Genomic DNA, 16,941 nt, shown 5'->3' on the forward strand with positions numbered 1-16,941 from the left:
CAAGGCTTCGGGTACCATGCAGGTCACGGTCAACGGCGAACCTCACCAGCTCCCCGACCAACTCACCGTCCGTGGGCTCATCGAGCACTTGGGCTTGACCGAAGGGCCGGTGGCCGTGGAGAAGAACCGCGAGGTCGTTCCCCGGGCAGAGCACGAGAGCACACCCCTGGGCGAAGGAGACGTCCTCGAGATCGTGCATTTCGTCGGCGGCGGCTGAGCGCGCGGTTGCCGAGCGACGCCTCACTCGGTCGCGCAAGCCGTTGCTCGATTTCGGCGCGCCGCTGCGGACGCGGCGTCAGGTATGCGCCTTGCTGGAGCGCTGGGCATGCTCCGTCACCTCCTTGCACCTCTGGCTGCGGGCGCCGTCTTCGCCATCTCCGGCTCGGCCTCCGCTCAATCCCTCCAGGACCTCGCGCAGATGGCGAACGTGGTCTACGACAAGAACCCCCAAGCGGCGTTCGCTTCGAGCTGCACTGGTGAGGCGCGACGGGGCTCGCGCCGGGCCAACAAGAAGATCTCACAGATCGTTTTCTTGTTGGTTCGGCGCGGAACCTAGAGCGCAGCTCGCAAGCTCGAGGGTTGCGATTATAGAGGCGTGCGGTGCCAGCTGCGAGGCGGCGCGAGGAAGGAATACTCGGAGCATTTCAACGATCGGCAACGCTGCAGAGGGTGCCGCACGCCCGAAAGCGCCCGTGAGCAGGTCGTGAGATGCGCTCTAGCGCGGACGGCGATGCTCGCGCGCCATCTCGAGGTAGCTCACGGCGCCGTCGATCCCGAGGCGACGCTCTTTGTCGTTCACCTCGCGGATGACCTTGCCGGGTTGGCCGCGCACCAGGCTGCGCGCCGGCACCACCATGCGTGGCGGCACCACGGTGCCGGCGGCGATCAGCGCTTCCTCGCCGATCTCGGCGTTGTCGAGCAGGATCGAGCCCATGCCGATGAGGGCGCGGTCGCCGATGACGGCGCCGTGGATGATGACGCCGTGCCCCACCGTCACGTCCTCGCCAATGATGGAGTTCGAGGTATCCGTGGTCATGTGGATGCAGCACAGGTCTTGGATGTTGCTGCGGGCGCCGACGCGGATGTAGCCGCAATCTCCGCGCAGCACGGCGCCGTACCAGACGCTCGCGTCGGGACCTATCTCCACGTCTCCGATGATCGTCGCGTTCTCGGCGATGAAGGCGCTTTCGGCGATCTTCGGCGTCTTGCCGAAGGCGGGCAGGATCACGGGCATCGCTTCGTTCTCTCTTTCACACCACCGGCAGCTGCCGGCGCTCAGTGCTGCGCGCGTTGTCGAAGGACGCGCGACGGGCGGGATCGACGGCCTCGCCCACCAGGGAGTTCTTGAAGGCCTGAACGATACGCACGCGGAGGATTTCTCCGCTCGGATCGCTTGCGGCGCCCAGGTGAACGATCTCGTTCTGCTCCGTGCGCCCGCTGTAGCCACCTTGCTTGCCGGGCCCTTCCACCAGCACGTCCTGCGTGCTGCCCACCAGGCTCTCGAGGTGGCGCTGGCGCAGGGCCTCGCTCAGCTCGAACAGCTCCGCGAGGCGGGCGCTCTTGTCCTCTTCGCTGACGTCGTCGGCGAGCCTTTCGGCGCGGGTGAAAGGGCGCACCGAGTACTTGAAGCCGAACAGCCCCGTGAAGCCCACGCGCTCCACCAGCTCCAGCGTCTGAGCGAAGTCTTGGCGCGTCTCGCCGGGAAAGCCCACGATGACGTCGGTGGACAGCGTCACGCCGGGCACACGCTCTCGAAGCGCATCCACGCGCTCGTGATACTCCGCCACGGAGTAGCGGCGCAGCATGCGGCGCAGCATCGCGTCGCTGCCGCTCTGCACCGGCAAGTGCACGTGCCGCGCGAGGACCGGGAGCTCTTGATGCGCACGGATCAGGCTCATCGTGAGGTGACGGGGGTGCGGGCTCGTGTAGCGCAAGCGCCGGAGCTCGGGCACCCGCTCGGCGATGGCGCGCACCAACGCCGAGAACTCGCTCTCGTCTTGCCGCGCGGTCGTCGGGTGCGTGTGCGTCCACGGGACGTCGTCCGCCCCCGGCGCAGGGGAAAGACTCCGACTCGGGTCGCGGTAGCTGTTGACCGTCTGCCCCAGGAGCGTCACCTCCCGTGCGCCGGCTTCCACCAAGCGCGCGATCTCGTCGGTCACTTCGCTGGCGGCGCGGTAGCGCTCGGGCCCACGGGTGTGCGGCACGATGCAGAAGGTGCAACGCTCGTCGCAGCCCTTCATCACGGTGACGTAGGCGCTGGGCGTCTGCTTGCCCGGCACCGGCTCGGCCTGCAAGAAGCGCGGCGAGTCCAGATCGAACACGGTGCGCACCCGCGGCGGACCGCCGCCCTCGAGCTCTCGCAATAGTGCCGGCAGCTCGCCGATGTTGTCCGGTCCCAGCACCAGATCGATCTGGGGCAGCTTCTTGATCAGGCGCTCCCCTTCTTGCTGGGCCACGCAGCCCGCCACGCCGATCAAGAGCTCCGGGCGCCGCCGCTTGAGCAGGCCGAGGCGCCCGACCTCGCTGCGGAGCTTCTGCTCGGCCTTCTCGCGCACGCTGCAGGTGTTCAGCAGCACCACGTCCGCCCCCTCCGGCTCCTCGGCCTGAACGAAGCCCGCCCCTCGCAGGACCTCGGTCATGCGTTCCGAGTCGTGCTGGTTCATCTGGCAGCCGAAGGTGACCAGGGCGTACGTGGGCATGGGCGGCGGAAGTTAGCATGATGAGGAAGCGTGAGCCCTCGCGGCGCGTACAAGGCTCGATGCGGCGCTTCGATGTTCCCGCTTTCATCGCTCTGACCAGCGCTCTCGCGACCGCCTGCGGGGGGCAGCAAACCCCGGAGGCTCAGGCAGCACCGGCGGTGGCCGTGGTGGACGTGCCGAAAGACACGCCCGAGGAGGACACGACCGACGGTGGTGCTCCGGTCCAGGTGATCGAGGAGCCCGCGGATGGCGACCAGCCCCCGCCCTACGAGGAAGGCGCGCCGTATGACGAGTACGCGCCGGATCCGGGGGACGAGGCGATGATCGACCGGCTGAGGCAGAACACCGCGCTGCTCGAGGCACTGGCGAAGGCACCGCCCGACGGCAGCGGTGTCGCGGGAGGAGCGTTCGTGAGCTCCAAGGACCGAACGAACCCCCTGACTCCAACCAGCTTGCCCCCGAAGGACGTGCAGAAGGTCGTGCGCACCAACCTGCACAAGATCAAGAGCTGCTACGAAAGCGCGCTGAAGAAGACCCCGGCTCTCGAGGGCCGAATCATCGTCCGCTTCGTGATCGGACTCGACGGGCGGGTCAGCTCCGCCACGCGAGACAAGGGCGGCGTGAGCCCGGAGGTCGACGCCTGCGTCCTCCGGGCCTTCAAGGGTATGCGCTTTCCAAAGCCAAAGGCAGGCGTGGTCGTGGTGCGCTACCCCGTGGTGTTCAAGTCGTCCTGAACGATCAGGGCGCTGGCTGGATCCCGATCGAGCCCCAGTCCGCCACGCCGGCGGTGAGTGACTTGGAGAAGCTGGTGGTGGCATACCCCGGTGCGACGATCGTGAAGGTGTAGCTCCCGGGGGGCGCGTCGATGCGCCAGTAGGCGTCGCCCGCGCGCACGGTGGTGGCGTGGCCCGAGCTCGAGATCACGATCGCGGTATCGACCCGCGCGTTGCTGGAGCTCGCGGCGCTCGAAGCCTTGGAGGCGTCCCACACCACGCCCTGGAGCGCGGCGCTGCCCTTGCTTTGGCTGCTGAGCGAGACGTCCACGCTCTGCGTCGGTGACGCCGTGAGGTTGATGCTCGCGGTCTTGCCGGCGTAGTTCTTGGCGAACACCTGGGCGCTCACGCTGCCGGGGGAGAGCGTGAAGCTGGCGCGGCCATCGCTACCCGCGACCTTGGCTTCGCCGGACGACGGCAGGTACACGATGGCGCCGGGGAGCGGGCTGCCGCCGCCCAGAGCGCGAATGCTGACGGTTACCTGCGACGCCGCCGGAGCGAGTCCGAGGGATGCCCAGGTCTCGCTGCCGTCGGTCACGTCCACGTCGGTGCTGGCGGAGGCGTAGCCCGGAGCGGCGGCGGTGAGGGTGTGCTTCCCCACGGGCACCTTCAGCTGCCAGAACGCGTCGCCCACGCGCACCTTCACCGGAGCGTCCGAGTCGACCTGGATGGTCGCCTGATCCAGCCGCGTGCCGTTCGCGGGCGACGACGACGTGGCCAGATCCCAGACCACGCCCTGCACCACGCCGGTACCCGTGCCCGTGGGCGGCGGCGGCGGCTCCGGCGTGGAGCCGGGGTTCTTGGCCAACGCGCGGATGTCTCCGAGGCGCGCGTAGAGATCTTCACCGGGGCAGTCCGTGGACGCACCGGAGTGGTCGCGATGGCCCTTCACCGTGGAGCTCGAGATGTCGATGCCGTACATCTTCGAAATCTCGCCCACGATCTTGGCGCCGCCGACGATCATCGCCTGTGGCGGCTTGGTGTCGCCGACCATCTTCTTGCACTCGGCGTTGGGCTCGAAGCAACCGACGTAGCTGATACCCACGTTGCCGGTGTTGTTGTTCGCCACGTGGGCGCCCAGGCGATCCAGCGGGCGGCCCTCCCACACCTGGCCGTCCTCGGTGACCAGGAAGTGGTAGCCGATGTCGCACCAGCCGCGGCTGTCCATGTGATAGGCCTGAATCGCGCGGATGCGCGCCGCGAAGCCGCCGGAAGACGAGTACGGCGTGTAGGTGTGGTGGATGGCCATGCGGTACTTGCTGGCGTTGGCGCTGCAGCTCGAAGACCGCGCCTTCCAGCTTGCCCGGCTGTTCACGAAGCCGAGCTGGCTGCTCAGGGGCTGCTGCGTCACGCCGGGGGAGTCGTCCGCGGCCTCTTCCGGATCGAGGGCGATGCCGGCGTAGGTCATGTGCTCGACGTAGCCCGCCTGCTCGGGGGGCAAGCGGAACTGCGTCGCGACGACCACGTCCGGAAGATCCGCGCGGCCCACGACGTGGGGCGCCTCGCGCCAGGTGATCTCGGCGGGCACCCACGGCGTGAAGCTGCCGTCGGGTAGCTGGCCACGCACGTCGATGGCGATGTCGGCGCCGCTGTCCTGTTCCCACAAGTCGATCAAGAAGCCGCCGCGCGTGGCGTTGACCTCGGCCGCCATCAGACTGGACTGAGCGAAGCCCTCGACCTCGGTGAAGCCTTTGATGTCGGCTGCGTCGAGGGCGACCTCGCCGCCATGATCCGTGCGTTGGTTGTCCGCGATGATCGGATCGCCCGTTGCCGGGGCGCAGGCGACCAGGGACAGGACGGCGATGGCGAGCAGGGCGAGGAGTGTCCGAGCGCGTGTCATGCGGCGCCCTTCAGCAACCGACGTGCCACCGGCCCACGACGAAAAGCGTCGGAGTTTCGCGATGTAAGCGAATGTGCGCTGTCCGGCACGAAGACCCATTTCGTCCAGACACCGTCCGGACGCCCCGGGGCTTTGCGCGGGAAAATTTCGCTGTGACTAGTCCGTTTGTGTCGCCGCTTCGAGATCCACGCGCCCCGCCGGCGCGGGAGTCTGCCGCGCCATGGCGACCAATGCCGCCAGATCCTGCGCCGGATCCCGGCTACGAGAATCCGCCAGGGCGTCGAGCGCGGCGAGCATTTCCCGGGCCGAAGCGAAGCGCGCCGTCGGGTCCCGCGCCAGCGCGCGGAGCAGGAACGGCTGCCATTCGGGGGCGATGTCCGGTCGTCGCTCGCAGACGTTGGGGATCGGATCGGCTACCAGCGCCATCAGAGTCGCGGGCTCGCTCTCTCGCAGGAACAAACGTGCGCCGGCGAGGAGCTCCCACAACATGACGCCCACGGGAAACAGATCTCCCCGCTCGTCCATGGGCTCGCCGCGCGCTTGTTCGGGAGCGACGTACGCCACGTGACCGCCCATCGTCTTGGTGGTCTCCAGGCTCGCCTGCCGCAACGGCCGCGCCACGCCGAAGTCGCTGATCTTCACCTCGCCGTTGTTGCTCAGCAGCACGTTCTGCGGACACACGTCGCGATGCACCACGCGCAGCGGCTTGCCGTCGGCGCCGCGCACGCCCTCGTGGGCGTACACCAGACCGGTCAAGATCTCGCGCCCGAGGGTGCCCACGATTTCCGGCGTCAAGCGGTAGCCGGAGGCAAAGCAGCGAGACATCACCGCGCTCAAGGTCAGGCCATCCACCAGCTCCATCGCGAAGAAGTAGCTGTCCTCGAAGCGACCGAAGTCCATCACCTGGACGATGTTCGGGTGGGCCAGGCGCGCGCACAGCTCCGCTTCGCTGCGGAAGTTCGCGACGAAGCGCTCTTGCTCCGCCAGGTGCGGGTGGATGCGCTTGATGGCCACGCGCCGCTCGAAGCCGCCTTCCGGGCAATACAGCGCTTCGAACACCACCCCCATGCCGCCGGAGGCGACGCGCTGGAGCAGTCGATACTTCCCGAACAGGTCCTGCTCGCGCACCGTCGCTTCGGCGCGGCCCATCACACGGCGAATGCTGAGCGTGACTGCGCTGCACAACAGGCCCGATAGCGCCAGCGTGATGGAGCGCGAGATCTGCGTCGCCGGCTGGTTGATCAGCTGGCTGATGGCGGTCTCGGAAAGCCGCGCGCGAAGCACCAAGAAGTACAGCGCCAGGAACATGGCCGCCGAGAACACCCCCGCCAACAGCGGCGCCAGCGGCCGGAAGCGCGCCGTGTAGGAGATCAACAGCGCGCAGAACAGCATCGGCGGCACCCAGGAAGCCAGGGCGTACTCCGTGCCCTGGGTGAACACGATCATGATGGTGTAGGTCCAAGGCATCACCGCCTCCACCACCATGTTGCTGAGGTGCAAGGCCCGTCCCCCGCGTCCTTTGCCCAGCCGCCAGGCCACGAAGGAGAACCACGCGAACATCACCATGGAAATCACCGCGCCCCCGATGCCCATGGCCGCGGAGACGCGCACCGCGAAGGCCGTGCTCGCGATCACCCCCACCACTGCCATGATCTGCCACGCCCGCGCGGTGATGCGCTCGACCCGCTCGATCTCCCGCGAGAGCGCCGCCTCGTGCGGCTCGCGCAGCGGCGCGGCGAGCAGGTTCCGGAGGTTCACGCGCGCAGCATACTTCAGCGCTTGCGGAAGGCAGCGGGATCGAGACCCAAGCGCCGTATCGCCTCGTACAAGCTCGAGCGCCCGAGACCGAGCTCCTTCGCGGCGCGAGTGACGTTGCCGTCCGTCTGCGCCAGCGCTTCTCGGATCTGGCGCTCTTCTTCGCGCTCGTCCTGGCGGCTCGGCGGCGCCGGCTCACCGAGGTCTTCCAGGCGGATCTCGCTCTGTCCCCTCGCCTTGGCGGTCGCCGCCGCGGCAAACAGCACGTTCTTCAGCTCCCGCACGTTGCCCGGCCAGGATCGCGTCAAGAGCGCGTCCATGGCGCCCACGGACACGTGCACCTCATGGGCGGCGTTGAAGTGGTGGCACAGAGCGACGATGTCGGCCCGGCGATCCGTCAAGGCGGGCAGCCGGATGCGCGCGCCCGCGATGCGATGCAACAAATCCCCGCGGAACGCGCCGCTCACCACCCGCTCGTCGAGCTTCTGGTTGGTCGCCGCCACGATGCGCACGTCCACTTGCGTCGGGGCGTCTTGCCCCACACCGCGCACCTCGCCCGTCTCCAGCACGCGCAAGAGCTTGGCTTGCATCGGCAGCGGGAGCTCCGCCAGCTCGTCCAAGAACAGCGTGCCACCGTCCGCCTCGCGAAACAGCCCCGCGCGCGCGGCCACGGATCCCGAGAAGGCCCCCTTGGCGTGACCGAACAGCTCCGATTCCACCAGCTCCGGCGCAAGGGCCGCGCAGTTCACCGCCACGAAGGGCCCCGGCCGCCCGCTCGACGCGTGCAACAGCCCCGCCACCACTTCCTTGCCGGTACCGGTCTGCCCTTCGATCAGCACGGCCGTCGGCGCCGGGCCGAAGGTGCGGATCTGAAGCCGCACGTCGTTGAGGGCCGCGCCGCCCACCAAGCGGGAGTCGACGTTCTCCACCGCTTGCTCGTAGAGCAGCGCGTCGCGTGTCACGAGCAGCAGCGTCTTGGCTAGGCGAATCGTGCTGTCGAACGGGGCCAACGTCTTGGCTGCCGTGACCGCTACCGTGGAAATGGTGGTGCCGTTGTGGCTGCCCAGATCCGTGACCAGCACTCCGCCCGGTGCCGGTTCCAGCAGCGCGTGCTCGCGCGACACCGACGCATCCGCCAAGGTGACGTCGGCCGTCTCGGAGCGGCCCAGCACCTGGGGGCTCACGATGCGATGGGGCACCGGTGTGCACGGCCCGCGCTGGAACACGACCACCACGCCCGTCACCTCCGGCCGAGGCGCACCCGGCGTGGACAACACCGGGCCGGACTCGGTGACGGTTTGATCCACCACGGCGTGAGTCTAGAGCATCTCGGGCAGAAGCCCCGCGCGATCGAGCACCGCCATCACGCGCTCACGGAAAAACTCCGCCTGGGGTAGAGCCAAGAGCGGCACCAGGGGCACGATCAAGTCGATGCTGCCGGTCACCAGCTCCGCGGTCCGCTGCTGCTCCGGTGACTCGTCGTGGACGAAATACAGCACCATGCCGAGCATCAGAGCCCAAAGGCCATAGGCCAGCTCCGCCCGCAGCGCTTCAGGCACCTCCGGCACGCTCACCGCCTGCTCCAAGACGCGGATGCCCCGGAGGCGCAGCTCGCTGTTCTCCTTCGAGAACACGCTCACCGGGCTCTCCACGTCGCCCACGCTGCGAAACAAGCCACCGAAGAACTTGCGATCCTTGCGCATCAGGTCGAGCCGAATCGAAAACGCCGCCCGCACCCGTTCGCCGAGATCGCTCGAAGCGCGGAACGCTTCTTGGGCCAGCCGCTCGTGCTCCACCATCTGCTGCTCGAAGTAGCCGAGGACCAGCGCTTCCTTACTCGGGAAGTAGTAATAAGTGGAACCGAGGGAGGTGCCCGCTGCCTTGGCGATGTCCCGCAGCGTGGTGCGATCGAAGCCGCGCTTGCGAAACAGCTTGAGCGCTTCGCGCTCGATGCGTTCCTTGGTGCTCGCGGCTTTGCGGGGGCTCACCGATACGGACCTAGGCTCGGGGGCGCGACGCCGCAATGATCCGCGGCGCAGGGTCGATGATCGAACAGCGCACCGATGCGCCGCCGCTCCGCCGACAGCACGCGGAAGAAGCGCTCCGCCAGCGGCGCCAACGCCGGCCCCGAAAGCCGATAGGACCATTCGCGATAGTCCCGGAGAGCCCACAAACACACGAGGAATGCCGCCGCCCCGGCCCACACCCGGCCGTCCTCCGCCACCACCACCAGCTCTTGTCCGAGCCATGGCAGCGTGCCGAAGCGCAGGCGCGCCTCGTCCGAGCCCGCCGCCAGGAGCGTCAGCTCCACGTAGGCGGGCTCGACCTCGAGAAACGCGCGACAGCGCTGGCACAGCTCGCAGCCTTCGTCGTACAGCACCGTGAAGCGCGCCATCGTTGCTCAACGCGCGGCGACGGTTTCCGCCGACGGCGCTCCCATCGAGACTCGGCCGTAGGGCAGCTGATGTTGCGGCGCCACCGGGGGCGGCAGCTCCGCCAGCTTGGCGCGCCGCCGAATGCGATGGAACAGATACAGGTTGAAGAAGTGCATCGTGGCCAGAGACAGGAGCAGCCAACCGAGCTTCTGCGCCAGGGTCTCGATGGCCGCCACCACGGTGGGCGCGCCATAGGACGAGAGCAGCAAGCACGCGTAGCCCAGATTGAACAGGTAGAAGCCGACCACCAACAGCTTGTTGATGGCCTGCGCGAGCTCTGGCTCTGCGGGAAACACGTCGGCCAGGAACACCGCGCCGTTCTTGAACAGCGTGCGCGCCAGCCACACCGTGAGCCCCACGGCGATGGCGGCGTAGACCACGTACACCGGAACCAGATAACGGGTGGCCTCGGCGACGGGAATGGGGACGCTGGGATCCATGGAAATCACCTCCCGCGGGCGCCCGGCCCGCGATTTTGAACACGTTCAGTATTTGAACACGTTCAAACTCCCGTCAAGCCCCCCAGCGCTACTTTTGTCGGGTCGCCGCGGAAACGTCGCTCCGCCCCGGCGCGTCTTGCAGAGCCAAGGCCCGTGCGCTCAGGGCGTCGAGGTGAGCTGCCGAGGCGCCGCCCACGTCGCGAAGCAGCAGCGCGACGCCACGTTGGAACGCGCGCGGGCTCCTCGATCCGCGCTCGGCCCCGAGGAGCGCGCTTGGCCGCCAGCAGCACGGCCGCTGCTTCGCAGACCACGGCCGCTGCGTGGCGCGCTGATCCAGCAGTCGGGGTCGATTCGCGCTATCGTCGCCGCCGTGAAGGACAAGCACATCCGCATCCGCGTGGAGCAATGTCTGGCGCTGGCCAATGCTTCCAACTGCCCGCGTCGCAAGTTCGGCGCCCTGTTGCTCGATCCCGAGCGCAACGTGATCCTGATGGACGGCTACAACGGCGGGCCCCGCGGCGGCGGCGAGCTGTGCGGCGGAGACGTGTGCCTGCGTGACACCCTGAGCGTGAAGAGCGGCACGCGCATGGAAGTCGGCTGCCACCACGCGGAAATGAACGTGATCTGCAACGCGGCGGCCAACGGCGTTCGCTGCCGCGGCGCCTGGCTGATTGTCACCGGCGAGCCCTGCCTGATGTGCTCGAAGATGATCCATCACGCCGGAATCACTCGAGTGCTCGTGGTCGAAGGCGGCTACCTCGGCGAAAACGGCGTCCAGTACCTGAAGGACCACGGCGTCGAGGTGGTCACCGTGGACGGTCCGAAGGATCCGCGCCTGGCGGAAGTGCCCGGAGGCTGACGAGCGTCGTCTGGGGTGGCGCACTTCGCCCCAGGGCGGCATCCATCAGGGCGTCTGAGAGGTTCCGCGGCGAGAAAAACCCCCTGCCCTTGAAGGCTTTGGAAGGGCGGTGGTAAATGGCGACCGCCCCCTCGATAGGTTACGTTAGGTCCGTTTTTTGACCGCCCCGGAGCATCGACCATGAATCAGTGGCAGAGCGCCCTGTCCTTCCTCCTGCTCTCCGCCGTGGTGGGCGTGAGCATGTTGGTGATCGCTCGTGTGCTCCGGGTGCGCGCCCAGAAGGAGTCGCCGCTCAAGCGGCAAACCTACGAGTGCGGCGAAGAGCCCGAGGGGCTCGCCTGGATCCGCTTCCACCCCCGCTACTACGTGGTGGCGTTGGTGTTCGTGCTGTTCGACGTGGAGGCGGTCTTCCTGTTCCCCTGGGCCGTCAGCCTGCGGGGCCTCGGCATGCTGGCCATCGTCGACATGCTGGTGTTCGTCGGCATCCTGCTCTTGGGCTGGGTGTACGCGCTCAGAAAGGGCGCCCTCAAATGGCAGTAGACGAAAAGGACCGGAGCTTTCGTCACCCGCTCTTCGAGTTCATGGAGCGGATGCCGGGGCTCGACGTCGCGACCACCAGCGTGGACAAGCTCCTCACTTGGGGCTTCAACAACTCGCTGTGGATCTTCCCCATGGCCACCAGCTGCTGCGGCATCGAGTTCATGGCCGCTGCCGCCAGCCGCGTGGATCTGGATCGCATGGGCACCATCGTGCGCGGCACCCCTCGGCAGTGTGACGTGATGGTGGTGGCCGGCACCATCACCGTGAAGATGGCGCCCCGGGTGAAGAAGCTCTGGGATCAGATGCCCGAGCCCAAGTGGTGCATCGCCATGGGTTCCTGCGCCATCAGCGGGGATTTCTACCGCGACATCTACTCCGTGGTGCCCGGCATCGACACCTTCCTGCCCGTGGACGTGTACGTGCCCGGCTGCCCGCCGAACCCCGAAGAGCTGATGCACGGCCTCTTGCGCCTGCAGGAGAAGGTGCGGGCGGTGCGCGCGGGGGAGTGGCGCGAACGCGAGGTGCGGCCGCCGACGCCGGAGCATTTGCGCAAGCCGAGCATCCCGCGCATGGGGGATCCCAGCCGGCCGCCCGAGCTTTCGGAGCTGCAGACCTTGAGCGCCGGGAGCCTCTCTCGCGGTGCGGATCTGAACCTGGTGCAGGTGCGCGAGAGCAAGCTCGGCAAGGAGCTCGCGGCGCGTCTGGCGGGTCCGGAGGACGAGCCCGAGAAGGAGGCCGGCTGATGCCCGCCAAAGGCATCCCCGTGAACGAGGAATTCGAAGCGCTCTTGCGCGACGAGTTCGGCGTTACGGAATCTCCGGAAGACGCTCCGACGCTGGTGGACAAGAGCCGGCACCTGGAGCTGGCGCGCAAGCTCCGCTCCAAGGGCTACCGCATCTACGTGACCGTGGTGGCGACGCACTTCCTGGCGCAAGAAGAGACCAAGAAGCAGCCCGCCGCACCGGAGCGCTACGAAGTGGCCACGGCCCTGCGCAGCGTGGGTCCCGGCTCCAAGCTCGCGTTGTGGCGCTGCGAAGTGCCCCTGGGAGAGAGCATCGATTCCCTGGCGCATCTCTACGCCGGCGCAGACTGGCAGGAGCGCGAGCAGTACGATCTGGTCGGCGTGCACTTCGAGGGCCACCCGGATCTGCGGCGCTTGATGATGCCGGAGGACTGGGACGGTCACCCGCTCCGCAAGGACTACGCCATCGACACGGCGTGCACTCCCTGGAGATGAACGTGCAAGCGGTGAGCCTCAGCGAGCGGGTCGACCCGTACTTGGACATCGACGAGTACGATCCCGAAGCGGATCTGATGGTGCTGAACCTCGGTCCTCAGCACCCCAGCACCCACGGCGTGTTCCGGGTGAAGCTATACCTGGACGGTGAGATCATCATCAAGGCGGTGCCCTACGCCGGCTACCTCCACCGCGGCGTGGAGAAGCTCTGCGAGAAGCTGATGATCACGCAGATCACGCCCATCGTGGACAAGAACGACTACGTCTCGCCGATGATGAACGAGCAGGCCATCAACATGGCCTTCGAGGCGCTGATGGGCGTGGAGGTGCCGCGGCGCGCCCGCTACCTGCGCACGATCCTCGCCGAGCTCCAGCGCGTGGCGTCCCACCTCTTGTGGCTCGGCACCTTCGCCATGGACCTGGGTGGCGCCCTGGGCGGCGGCACCAGCCTGTTCATGTGGTGCTTCCGTGAGCGCGAGTCCATCCTGGACCTGTTCGAGGATCTGACGGGCTGTCGCTTCCACTACAACACGCACACCGTGGGTGGGAATCGCCACGACATCCCGGGCGGCTGGGCCGACAAGGTGAAGCAGACGCTGGCGGTGATCGAAGCGCGCGTGCCCGAGTACGAGACCATGATGGCCGAGAATTCCATCTACGTGGCGCGCACGCGCGGCGTGGGCGCGGTGGACGCGGATCTCGCGCTGCAGCTCGGCATCACCGGACCCATCGCCCGGGCCGCCGGCGTGGATCACGACCTTCGGCGCGACGCGCCGTATCACGCCTACGACGAGATCGAGGTGAACGTGTTCACCGAGAAGGCCGGGGATTGCCAGGCCCGCACGCTGGTGCGCATCCGGGAGATGCGCGAGAGCATCCGCATCGTGCTGTCCATGATCGACGGCGTGCCCGAGGGCCCCATCAACGGCCACAAGCCCATAAAGATCGCCGCGCAGGATCGCATCCAGAGCGGCCAGAGCTACGTCGGCATCGAGTCTCCCCGAGGAGAGCTCGGCACCTACGTGGTGGGCGGTGGCGACAACAAGGGCGCGAGCCCGTATCGGCTCAAGATCCGCCCGCCCAGCTTGCACGCTTCGGCTTGCCTGCCCTACGTGCTGCCCGGCCACTCCGTGAGCGACGCCGTGGCCATCCTCGGCTCGCTGGATCCGATCATGGGCGAGGTGGACCGATGAGCCTGCCCGCTTGGATCGAGAACCCCTGGGTGCACGGCGCCGTGTACGGCATCGTGATCGTCACCGTGCTGATGACCATCACGGCTTGGAGCATCTGGTTCGAGCGCAAGTTCGCCGGCCGCATGCAGAGCCGCGCGGGGCCGACGCTGGTGGGCCCCGTCGGGCTTTTGCAGCCGCTGGCCGACGCGCTGAAGCTGCTGCAGAAGGAAGACATCATCCCGGACAAGGCGGACAAGGTGCTGTTCAACATCGCACCGCCGCTCACCGTGCTGTTCGCCCTCGGCACCGCCGCCGTGATCCCTTGGAGCGAGAAGGCCATCGCCGCGGATCTGGACGTCGGCGTGCTCTACATCCTCGCCCTCGGCGGGCTCATGGTGTTCCCGGTGTGGATCGCCGGCTGGGCCAGCAACAACAAGTACGCCCTGCTGGGCGGCATGCGCTCGGTGGCGCAGGGCATCAGCTACGAGATCCCGCTGGTGCTCGCGGCGCTGGTGCCGGTGGTGCTCACCGGCTCGATGAGCCTGTCGGAGATCGTGCGGTTCCAGGTGGAGCACGGCTGGTTCGCGTTCTGGCCGCCGGGGCCGGGGCTGTTGGCGTTCCTCTTGTTCTTCATGGCGTCGCTGGCGGAGGCGAACCGCATCCCCTTCGACATCCCCGAGGCCGAGAGCGAGCTCGTGGCGGGCGTGACCACCGAGTACACGGGCATGAAGTTCGGCCTGTTCTACCTGGCGGAATATCTGCACACGCTGATCGTGAGCGGCGTGGCGAGCGCGCTGTTCCTGGGCGGCTGGGGCGGCCCCTTCGGCCTGGCTCCGGGGCTGCACTGGATGGTGCTCAAGACCCTGGCCCTGTTCGCCCTCATCTTCTGGATCCGCTGGACCCTCCTGCGCTTCCGCGCCGATCAGCTGATGGCCCTGTGCTGGAAGTGGCTGGTGCCCGGCGGCCTGGTGCTGGTGATGCTGGCCGCCTTCTGGGTCCAGTACCAACGAACCTCGGCGCCCCAGCACTTGCCGCCCAACCCCGCCACCGGCGTGGCGGAAGGAGCCCTCTGATGGGCTACCTGCTGGACAGCGTGCGTTCGTTGAGCATGACGCTCAAGAACGCGTTCCGAAAGCCGACGACGGTCCACTACCCCGCCGTCAAGCGGGAGCGCGCCGAGCGCTACCGCAACACCTTCGCGCTGCTCCACGACAGCACCGGTGACGAAGCCTGCGTCGGCTGTCTGCAGTGCGAGCGCATCTGCCCTTCTCAAGTGATCACGGTGATCGCGGAGAAGAAAGAAAGCCCCGTCTCCGGCAAGCGCCGCGGCTACGCCAAGGACTTCACGCTGGATCTGAACGCTTGCATCTTCTGTGAGCTGTGCGTGCAGGTGTGTCCCACGGACGCCATCGTGATGACGCGCCTTCCCGAGGAGCCCGGCTACACCCGCGAGGCCCTGTGCCTCACGATGGACAAGCTGTACGCCAACGAGACAGGCAAGCCGCTGGCCTGGGGCACGGCCACCAAGCTAATGGAGATGCAGGATCCCAAGCGCGGCCAACCGCCACCCGAGCCCAAGGCAAAGCCCGCCCCGAAGCCGAAGGCGGAAGCTCCGAAGGCCGACGCTCCGAAGGCCGACGCTCCGAAGGCCGACGCTCCGAAGGCCGACGCTCCGAAGGTTGACGCGACCAAGCCCGACGCTCCGAAGTCCGACGCACCCGAAGCCGACGGCACCTGACTTTAGCCGCCGGATCTCAAACAGCCGGTCGAGCAGCGGCGCGAGCGAGCGGGTCCGGAGCGTTTTCGCCGGATCCCGCTGCCGAAAGAGTGGAGCTCCACGACATGGAGAATACCGGCGGCGTGGCTTGGAAGGCAGGCGCGCTGAGCAAGTCTGCGCCGCAGCTCAAGCGTAGATCTCGTCTATGGCGACCACTATGCCGATCGCGTCCAGGGTCAGCGACTCTCCGCTGCTTGCCACCCGGGGACTCCAACCGTCTCGCTTGGAGAAGACCTCGACCTTTCGTTCGTTCTGGTTGACCAGCACGTACTCGGTGAAAGACGGGATCGTCTTGTAGTTCTCGAACTTCTCTCCGCGGTCGTAGTCTTCGGTGCTGTCCGAAAGCACCTCGACGAGCAGCGTCGGATTCGTAGCGGCGCGCTCGGGATCGGCTGGGTCGCCGACGATGGCATCGCAAAAGACCATGACGTCTGGATACGCCCCGAGTCCGCCCGGTGTACGGATCAGGAAATTGCCCGAGTAGGGAGTGCATTGTCGTCCGGCGAGGCGCTGCCGGAACGCGACCAGAACGTTGTCAACGAGGCGCCCATGCTCGAAGGTGCCTCCGGCCATCATGTAGACGATCCCGTCGAGCCACTCGTGTTTCGAGGTATTCAGTCGTTCGAGACGAAGGAACTCCTCGAAAGAGATGCGCGGAATCTGCTCGGCGACGCTCACGCGCTCAACGTAGCACGGGGTTGGCACTCGGTCGCCAGCGAGCGGGTCCCGCCGCCGGCGACGCGCGTCGGCGAGCGAATCACTTCCGGGCGCTGGTACGTGCAGACCTAGCCCAGGGATGTCTCGCCGCTGCTTCCGTTGGATGTTGGTCCGGCGCGATCCCCGTCGCGGGTGTTTCCGCGGCGGACCAACAAACTCAGGAGGCTATGCCCGGCGGGCGGAGCGGATCACGACGGGCTCGAGGGGCGCGTCCTTGGCGAACGGCCCGGACGACCCGGTGCGGACGGACTTGATGCGGTCGACGACGTCCATACCCTCCGACACTCGGCCGAAGACGGCGTAACCCCAACCGGGACCCGCGGGCGCCGTGTGATCGAGGGCGGCGTTGTCCGACACGTTGATGAAGAACTGGGCGGTGGCGGAGTGCGGATCCGAGGTGCGCGCCATGGCCACGGTTCCCCGCGTGTTCTTCACGCCGTTGTTCGCCTCGTTCTGTACGGGCGGACGGGTCGGCTTCTTCTCCAGGGCTTCGCTGTAACCGCCGCCCTGAATCATGAAACCGTCGATCACCCGATGAAAGATGGTGCCGTCGTAGTGGCCGGCATCGACGTAGGCGAGGAAGTTCCGAACGGTCTGGGGAGCACCGCTCTCGTCGAGCTCGAGGGTGATGCTGCCGTGATTGGTGTCGAGGGTGACGCTGGTGCTCATGCCCCAGGGTAAGCACAGACAGCCGCGG

Annotated in this window: 20 protein-coding genes; 10 read left to right on the forward strand and 10 right to left on the reverse strand. The window is 67.5% G+C overall.

Going from position 1 to position 16,941, the window contains the following annotated elements; translation table 11 throughout:
• Positions 1 to 16 precede the first annotated feature (16 nt).
• Both thiS and H6717_28775 read left to right on the forward strand, forming a co-directional pair.
• The gene (gene thiS, locus H6717_28770) at positions 17 to 217 is read left to right on the forward strand and encodes a sulfur carrier protein ThiS (protein MCB9581056.1); all 201 of its coding nucleotides are present in this window, start codon (positions 17 to 19) and stop codon (positions 215 to 217) included.
• A gap of 108 nt (positions 218 to 325) precedes the next feature.
• Positions 326 to 556 carry a hypothetical protein gene (locus H6717_28775; protein MCB9581057.1) on the forward strand — a complete coding sequence of 77 codons (231 nt, stop codon included), beginning with the start codon at positions 326 to 328 and terminating at the stop codon, positions 554 to 556.
• A 159-nt stretch (positions 557 to 715) separates the two neighbouring features.
• Here H6717_28775 and H6717_28780 read toward each other — a convergent pair whose 3' ends face one another.
• Positions 716 to 1,234, reverse strand: coding sequence for a gamma carbonic anhydrase family protein (locus H6717_28780; GenBank protein MCB9581058.1), 519 nt, complete (start codon positions 1,232 to 1,234; stop codon positions 716 to 718).
• Positions 1,235 to 1,250: 16 nt separating this feature from the next.
• Complete coding sequence (gene miaB, locus H6717_28785; GenBank protein MCB9581059.1) at positions 1,251 to 2,699, reverse strand: tRNA (N6-isopentenyl adenosine(37)-C2)-methylthiotransferase MiaB; 1,449 nt, start codon at positions 2,697 to 2,699, stop codon at positions 1,251 to 1,253.
• A gap of 59 nt (positions 2,700 to 2,758) precedes the next feature.
• Here miaB and H6717_28790 point away from each other — a divergent pair, with 59 nt between their 5' ends.
• Complete coding sequence (locus tag H6717_28790; protein MCB9581060.1) at positions 2,759 to 3,433, forward strand: energy transducer TonB; 675 nt, start codon at positions 2,759 to 2,761, stop codon at positions 3,431 to 3,433.
• Positions 3,434 to 3,437: 4 nt separating this feature from the next.
• On the opposite strand, the gene H6717_28795 is transcribed toward H6717_28790, so the two are convergent.
• From H6717_28795 to H6717_28820, 6 genes are all read right to left on the reverse strand, one after another.
• Positions 3,438 to 5,312 (reverse strand): N-acetylmuramoyl-L-alanine amidase, encoded by a 1,875-nt coding sequence (locus H6717_28795; GenBank protein MCB9581061.1) that lies wholly within the window; start codon positions 5,310 to 5,312, stop codon positions 3,438 to 3,440.
• A 156-nt stretch (positions 5,313 to 5,468) separates the two neighbouring features.
• Positions 5,469 to 7,070, reverse strand: a complete 1,602-nt coding sequence (locus tag H6717_28800; protein ID MCB9581062.1) for a serine/threonine protein kinase — start codon at positions 7,068 to 7,070, stop codon at positions 5,469 to 5,471.
• A gap of 14 nt (positions 7,071 to 7,084) precedes the next feature.
• Entirely contained in the window at positions 7,085 to 8,377 is a 1,293-nt protein-coding gene (locus H6717_28805) for a sigma 54-interacting transcriptional regulator (protein ID MCB9581063.1), read from the reverse strand.
• A 9-nt stretch (positions 8,378 to 8,386) separates the two neighbouring features.
• Complete coding sequence (locus H6717_28810; protein ID MCB9581064.1) at positions 8,387 to 9,055, reverse strand: TetR/AcrR family transcriptional regulator; 669 nt, start codon at positions 9,053 to 9,055, stop codon at positions 8,387 to 8,389.
• Positions 9,052 to 9,462 carry a DUF393 domain-containing protein gene (locus H6717_28815; protein ID MCB9581065.1) on the reverse strand — a complete coding sequence of 137 codons (411 nt, stop codon included), beginning with the start codon at positions 9,460 to 9,462 and terminating at the stop codon, positions 9,052 to 9,054. The genes H6717_28810 and H6717_28815 overlap by 4 nt, the downstream gene beginning before the upstream one ends.
• Positions 9,463 to 9,468: 6 nt before the next feature.
• Positions 9,469 to 9,942 carry a hypothetical protein gene (locus H6717_28820; GenBank protein MCB9581066.1) on the reverse strand — a complete coding sequence of 158 codons (474 nt, stop codon included), beginning with the start codon at positions 9,940 to 9,942 and terminating at the stop codon, positions 9,469 to 9,471.
• A 370-nt stretch (positions 9,943 to 10,312) separates the two neighbouring features.
• Between H6717_28820 and H6717_28825 the strand changes: the two genes are divergently transcribed.
• From H6717_28825 to H6717_28855, 7 genes are all read left to right on the forward strand, one after another.
• Complete coding sequence (locus H6717_28825) at positions 10,313 to 10,801, forward strand: cytidine deaminase (protein MCB9581067.1); 489 nt, start codon at positions 10,313 to 10,315, stop codon at positions 10,799 to 10,801.
• Between the two features lie 180 nt (positions 10,802 to 10,981).
• Positions 10,982 to 11,341 (forward strand): NADH-quinone oxidoreductase subunit A, encoded by a 360-nt coding sequence (ndhC, locus tag H6717_28830; GenBank protein MCB9581068.1) that lies wholly within the window; start codon positions 10,982 to 10,984, stop codon positions 11,339 to 11,341.
• A 41-nt stretch (positions 11,342 to 11,382) separates the two neighbouring features.
• Positions 11,383 to 12,084, forward strand: a complete 702-nt coding sequence (locus tag H6717_28835) for an NADH-quinone oxidoreductase subunit B (GenBank protein MCB9581069.1) — start codon at positions 11,383 to 11,385, stop codon at positions 12,082 to 12,084.
• Entirely contained in the window at positions 12,084 to 12,578 is a 495-nt protein-coding gene (locus tag H6717_28840; GenBank protein MCB9581070.1) for an NADH-quinone oxidoreductase subunit C, read from the forward strand. The genes H6717_28835 and H6717_28840 overlap by 1 nt, the downstream gene beginning before the upstream one ends.
• Positions 12,560 to 13,771, forward strand: coding sequence for an NADH-quinone oxidoreductase subunit D (locus H6717_28845; GenBank protein MCB9581071.1), 1,212 nt, complete (start codon positions 12,560 to 12,562; stop codon positions 13,769 to 13,771). The genes H6717_28840 and H6717_28845 overlap by 19 nt, the downstream gene beginning before the upstream one ends.
• Positions 13,768 to 14,823 (forward strand): NADH-quinone oxidoreductase subunit NuoH, encoded by a 1,056-nt coding sequence (nuoH, locus tag H6717_28850; GenBank protein ID MCB9581072.1) that lies wholly within the window; start codon positions 13,768 to 13,770, stop codon positions 14,821 to 14,823. The genes H6717_28845 and nuoH overlap by 4 nt, the downstream gene beginning before the upstream one ends.
• Positions 14,823 to 15,488: an NADH-quinone oxidoreductase subunit I gene (locus H6717_28855; protein ID MCB9581073.1), complete on the forward strand. Its 666-nt coding sequence runs from the start codon at positions 14,823 to 14,825 to the stop codon at positions 15,486 to 15,488. The genes nuoH and H6717_28855 overlap by 1 nt, the downstream gene beginning before the upstream one ends.
• A 165-nt stretch (positions 15,489 to 15,653) precedes the next feature.
• Here the strand turns inward: H6717_28855 and H6717_28860 are convergent, their stop codons facing one another.
• Both H6717_28860 and H6717_28865 read right to left on the reverse strand, forming a co-directional pair.
• Positions 15,654 to 16,205 (reverse strand): Uma2 family endonuclease, encoded by a 552-nt coding sequence (locus tag H6717_28860; GenBank protein MCB9581074.1) that lies wholly within the window; start codon positions 16,203 to 16,205, stop codon positions 15,654 to 15,656.
• 204 nt (positions 16,206 to 16,409) lie between these two features.
• The gene (locus H6717_28865; protein ID MCB9581075.1) at positions 16,410 to 16,913 is read right to left on the reverse strand and encodes a peptidyl-prolyl cis-trans isomerase; all 504 of its coding nucleotides are present in this window, start codon (positions 16,911 to 16,913) and stop codon (positions 16,410 to 16,412) included.
• Positions 16,914 to 16,941 lie beyond the last annotated feature (28 nt).

Source organism: Polyangiaceae bacterium, from assembly GCA_020633235.1.
Lineage (GTDB): Bacteria > Myxococcota_A > Polyangia > Polyangiales > Polyangiaceae > JACKEA01.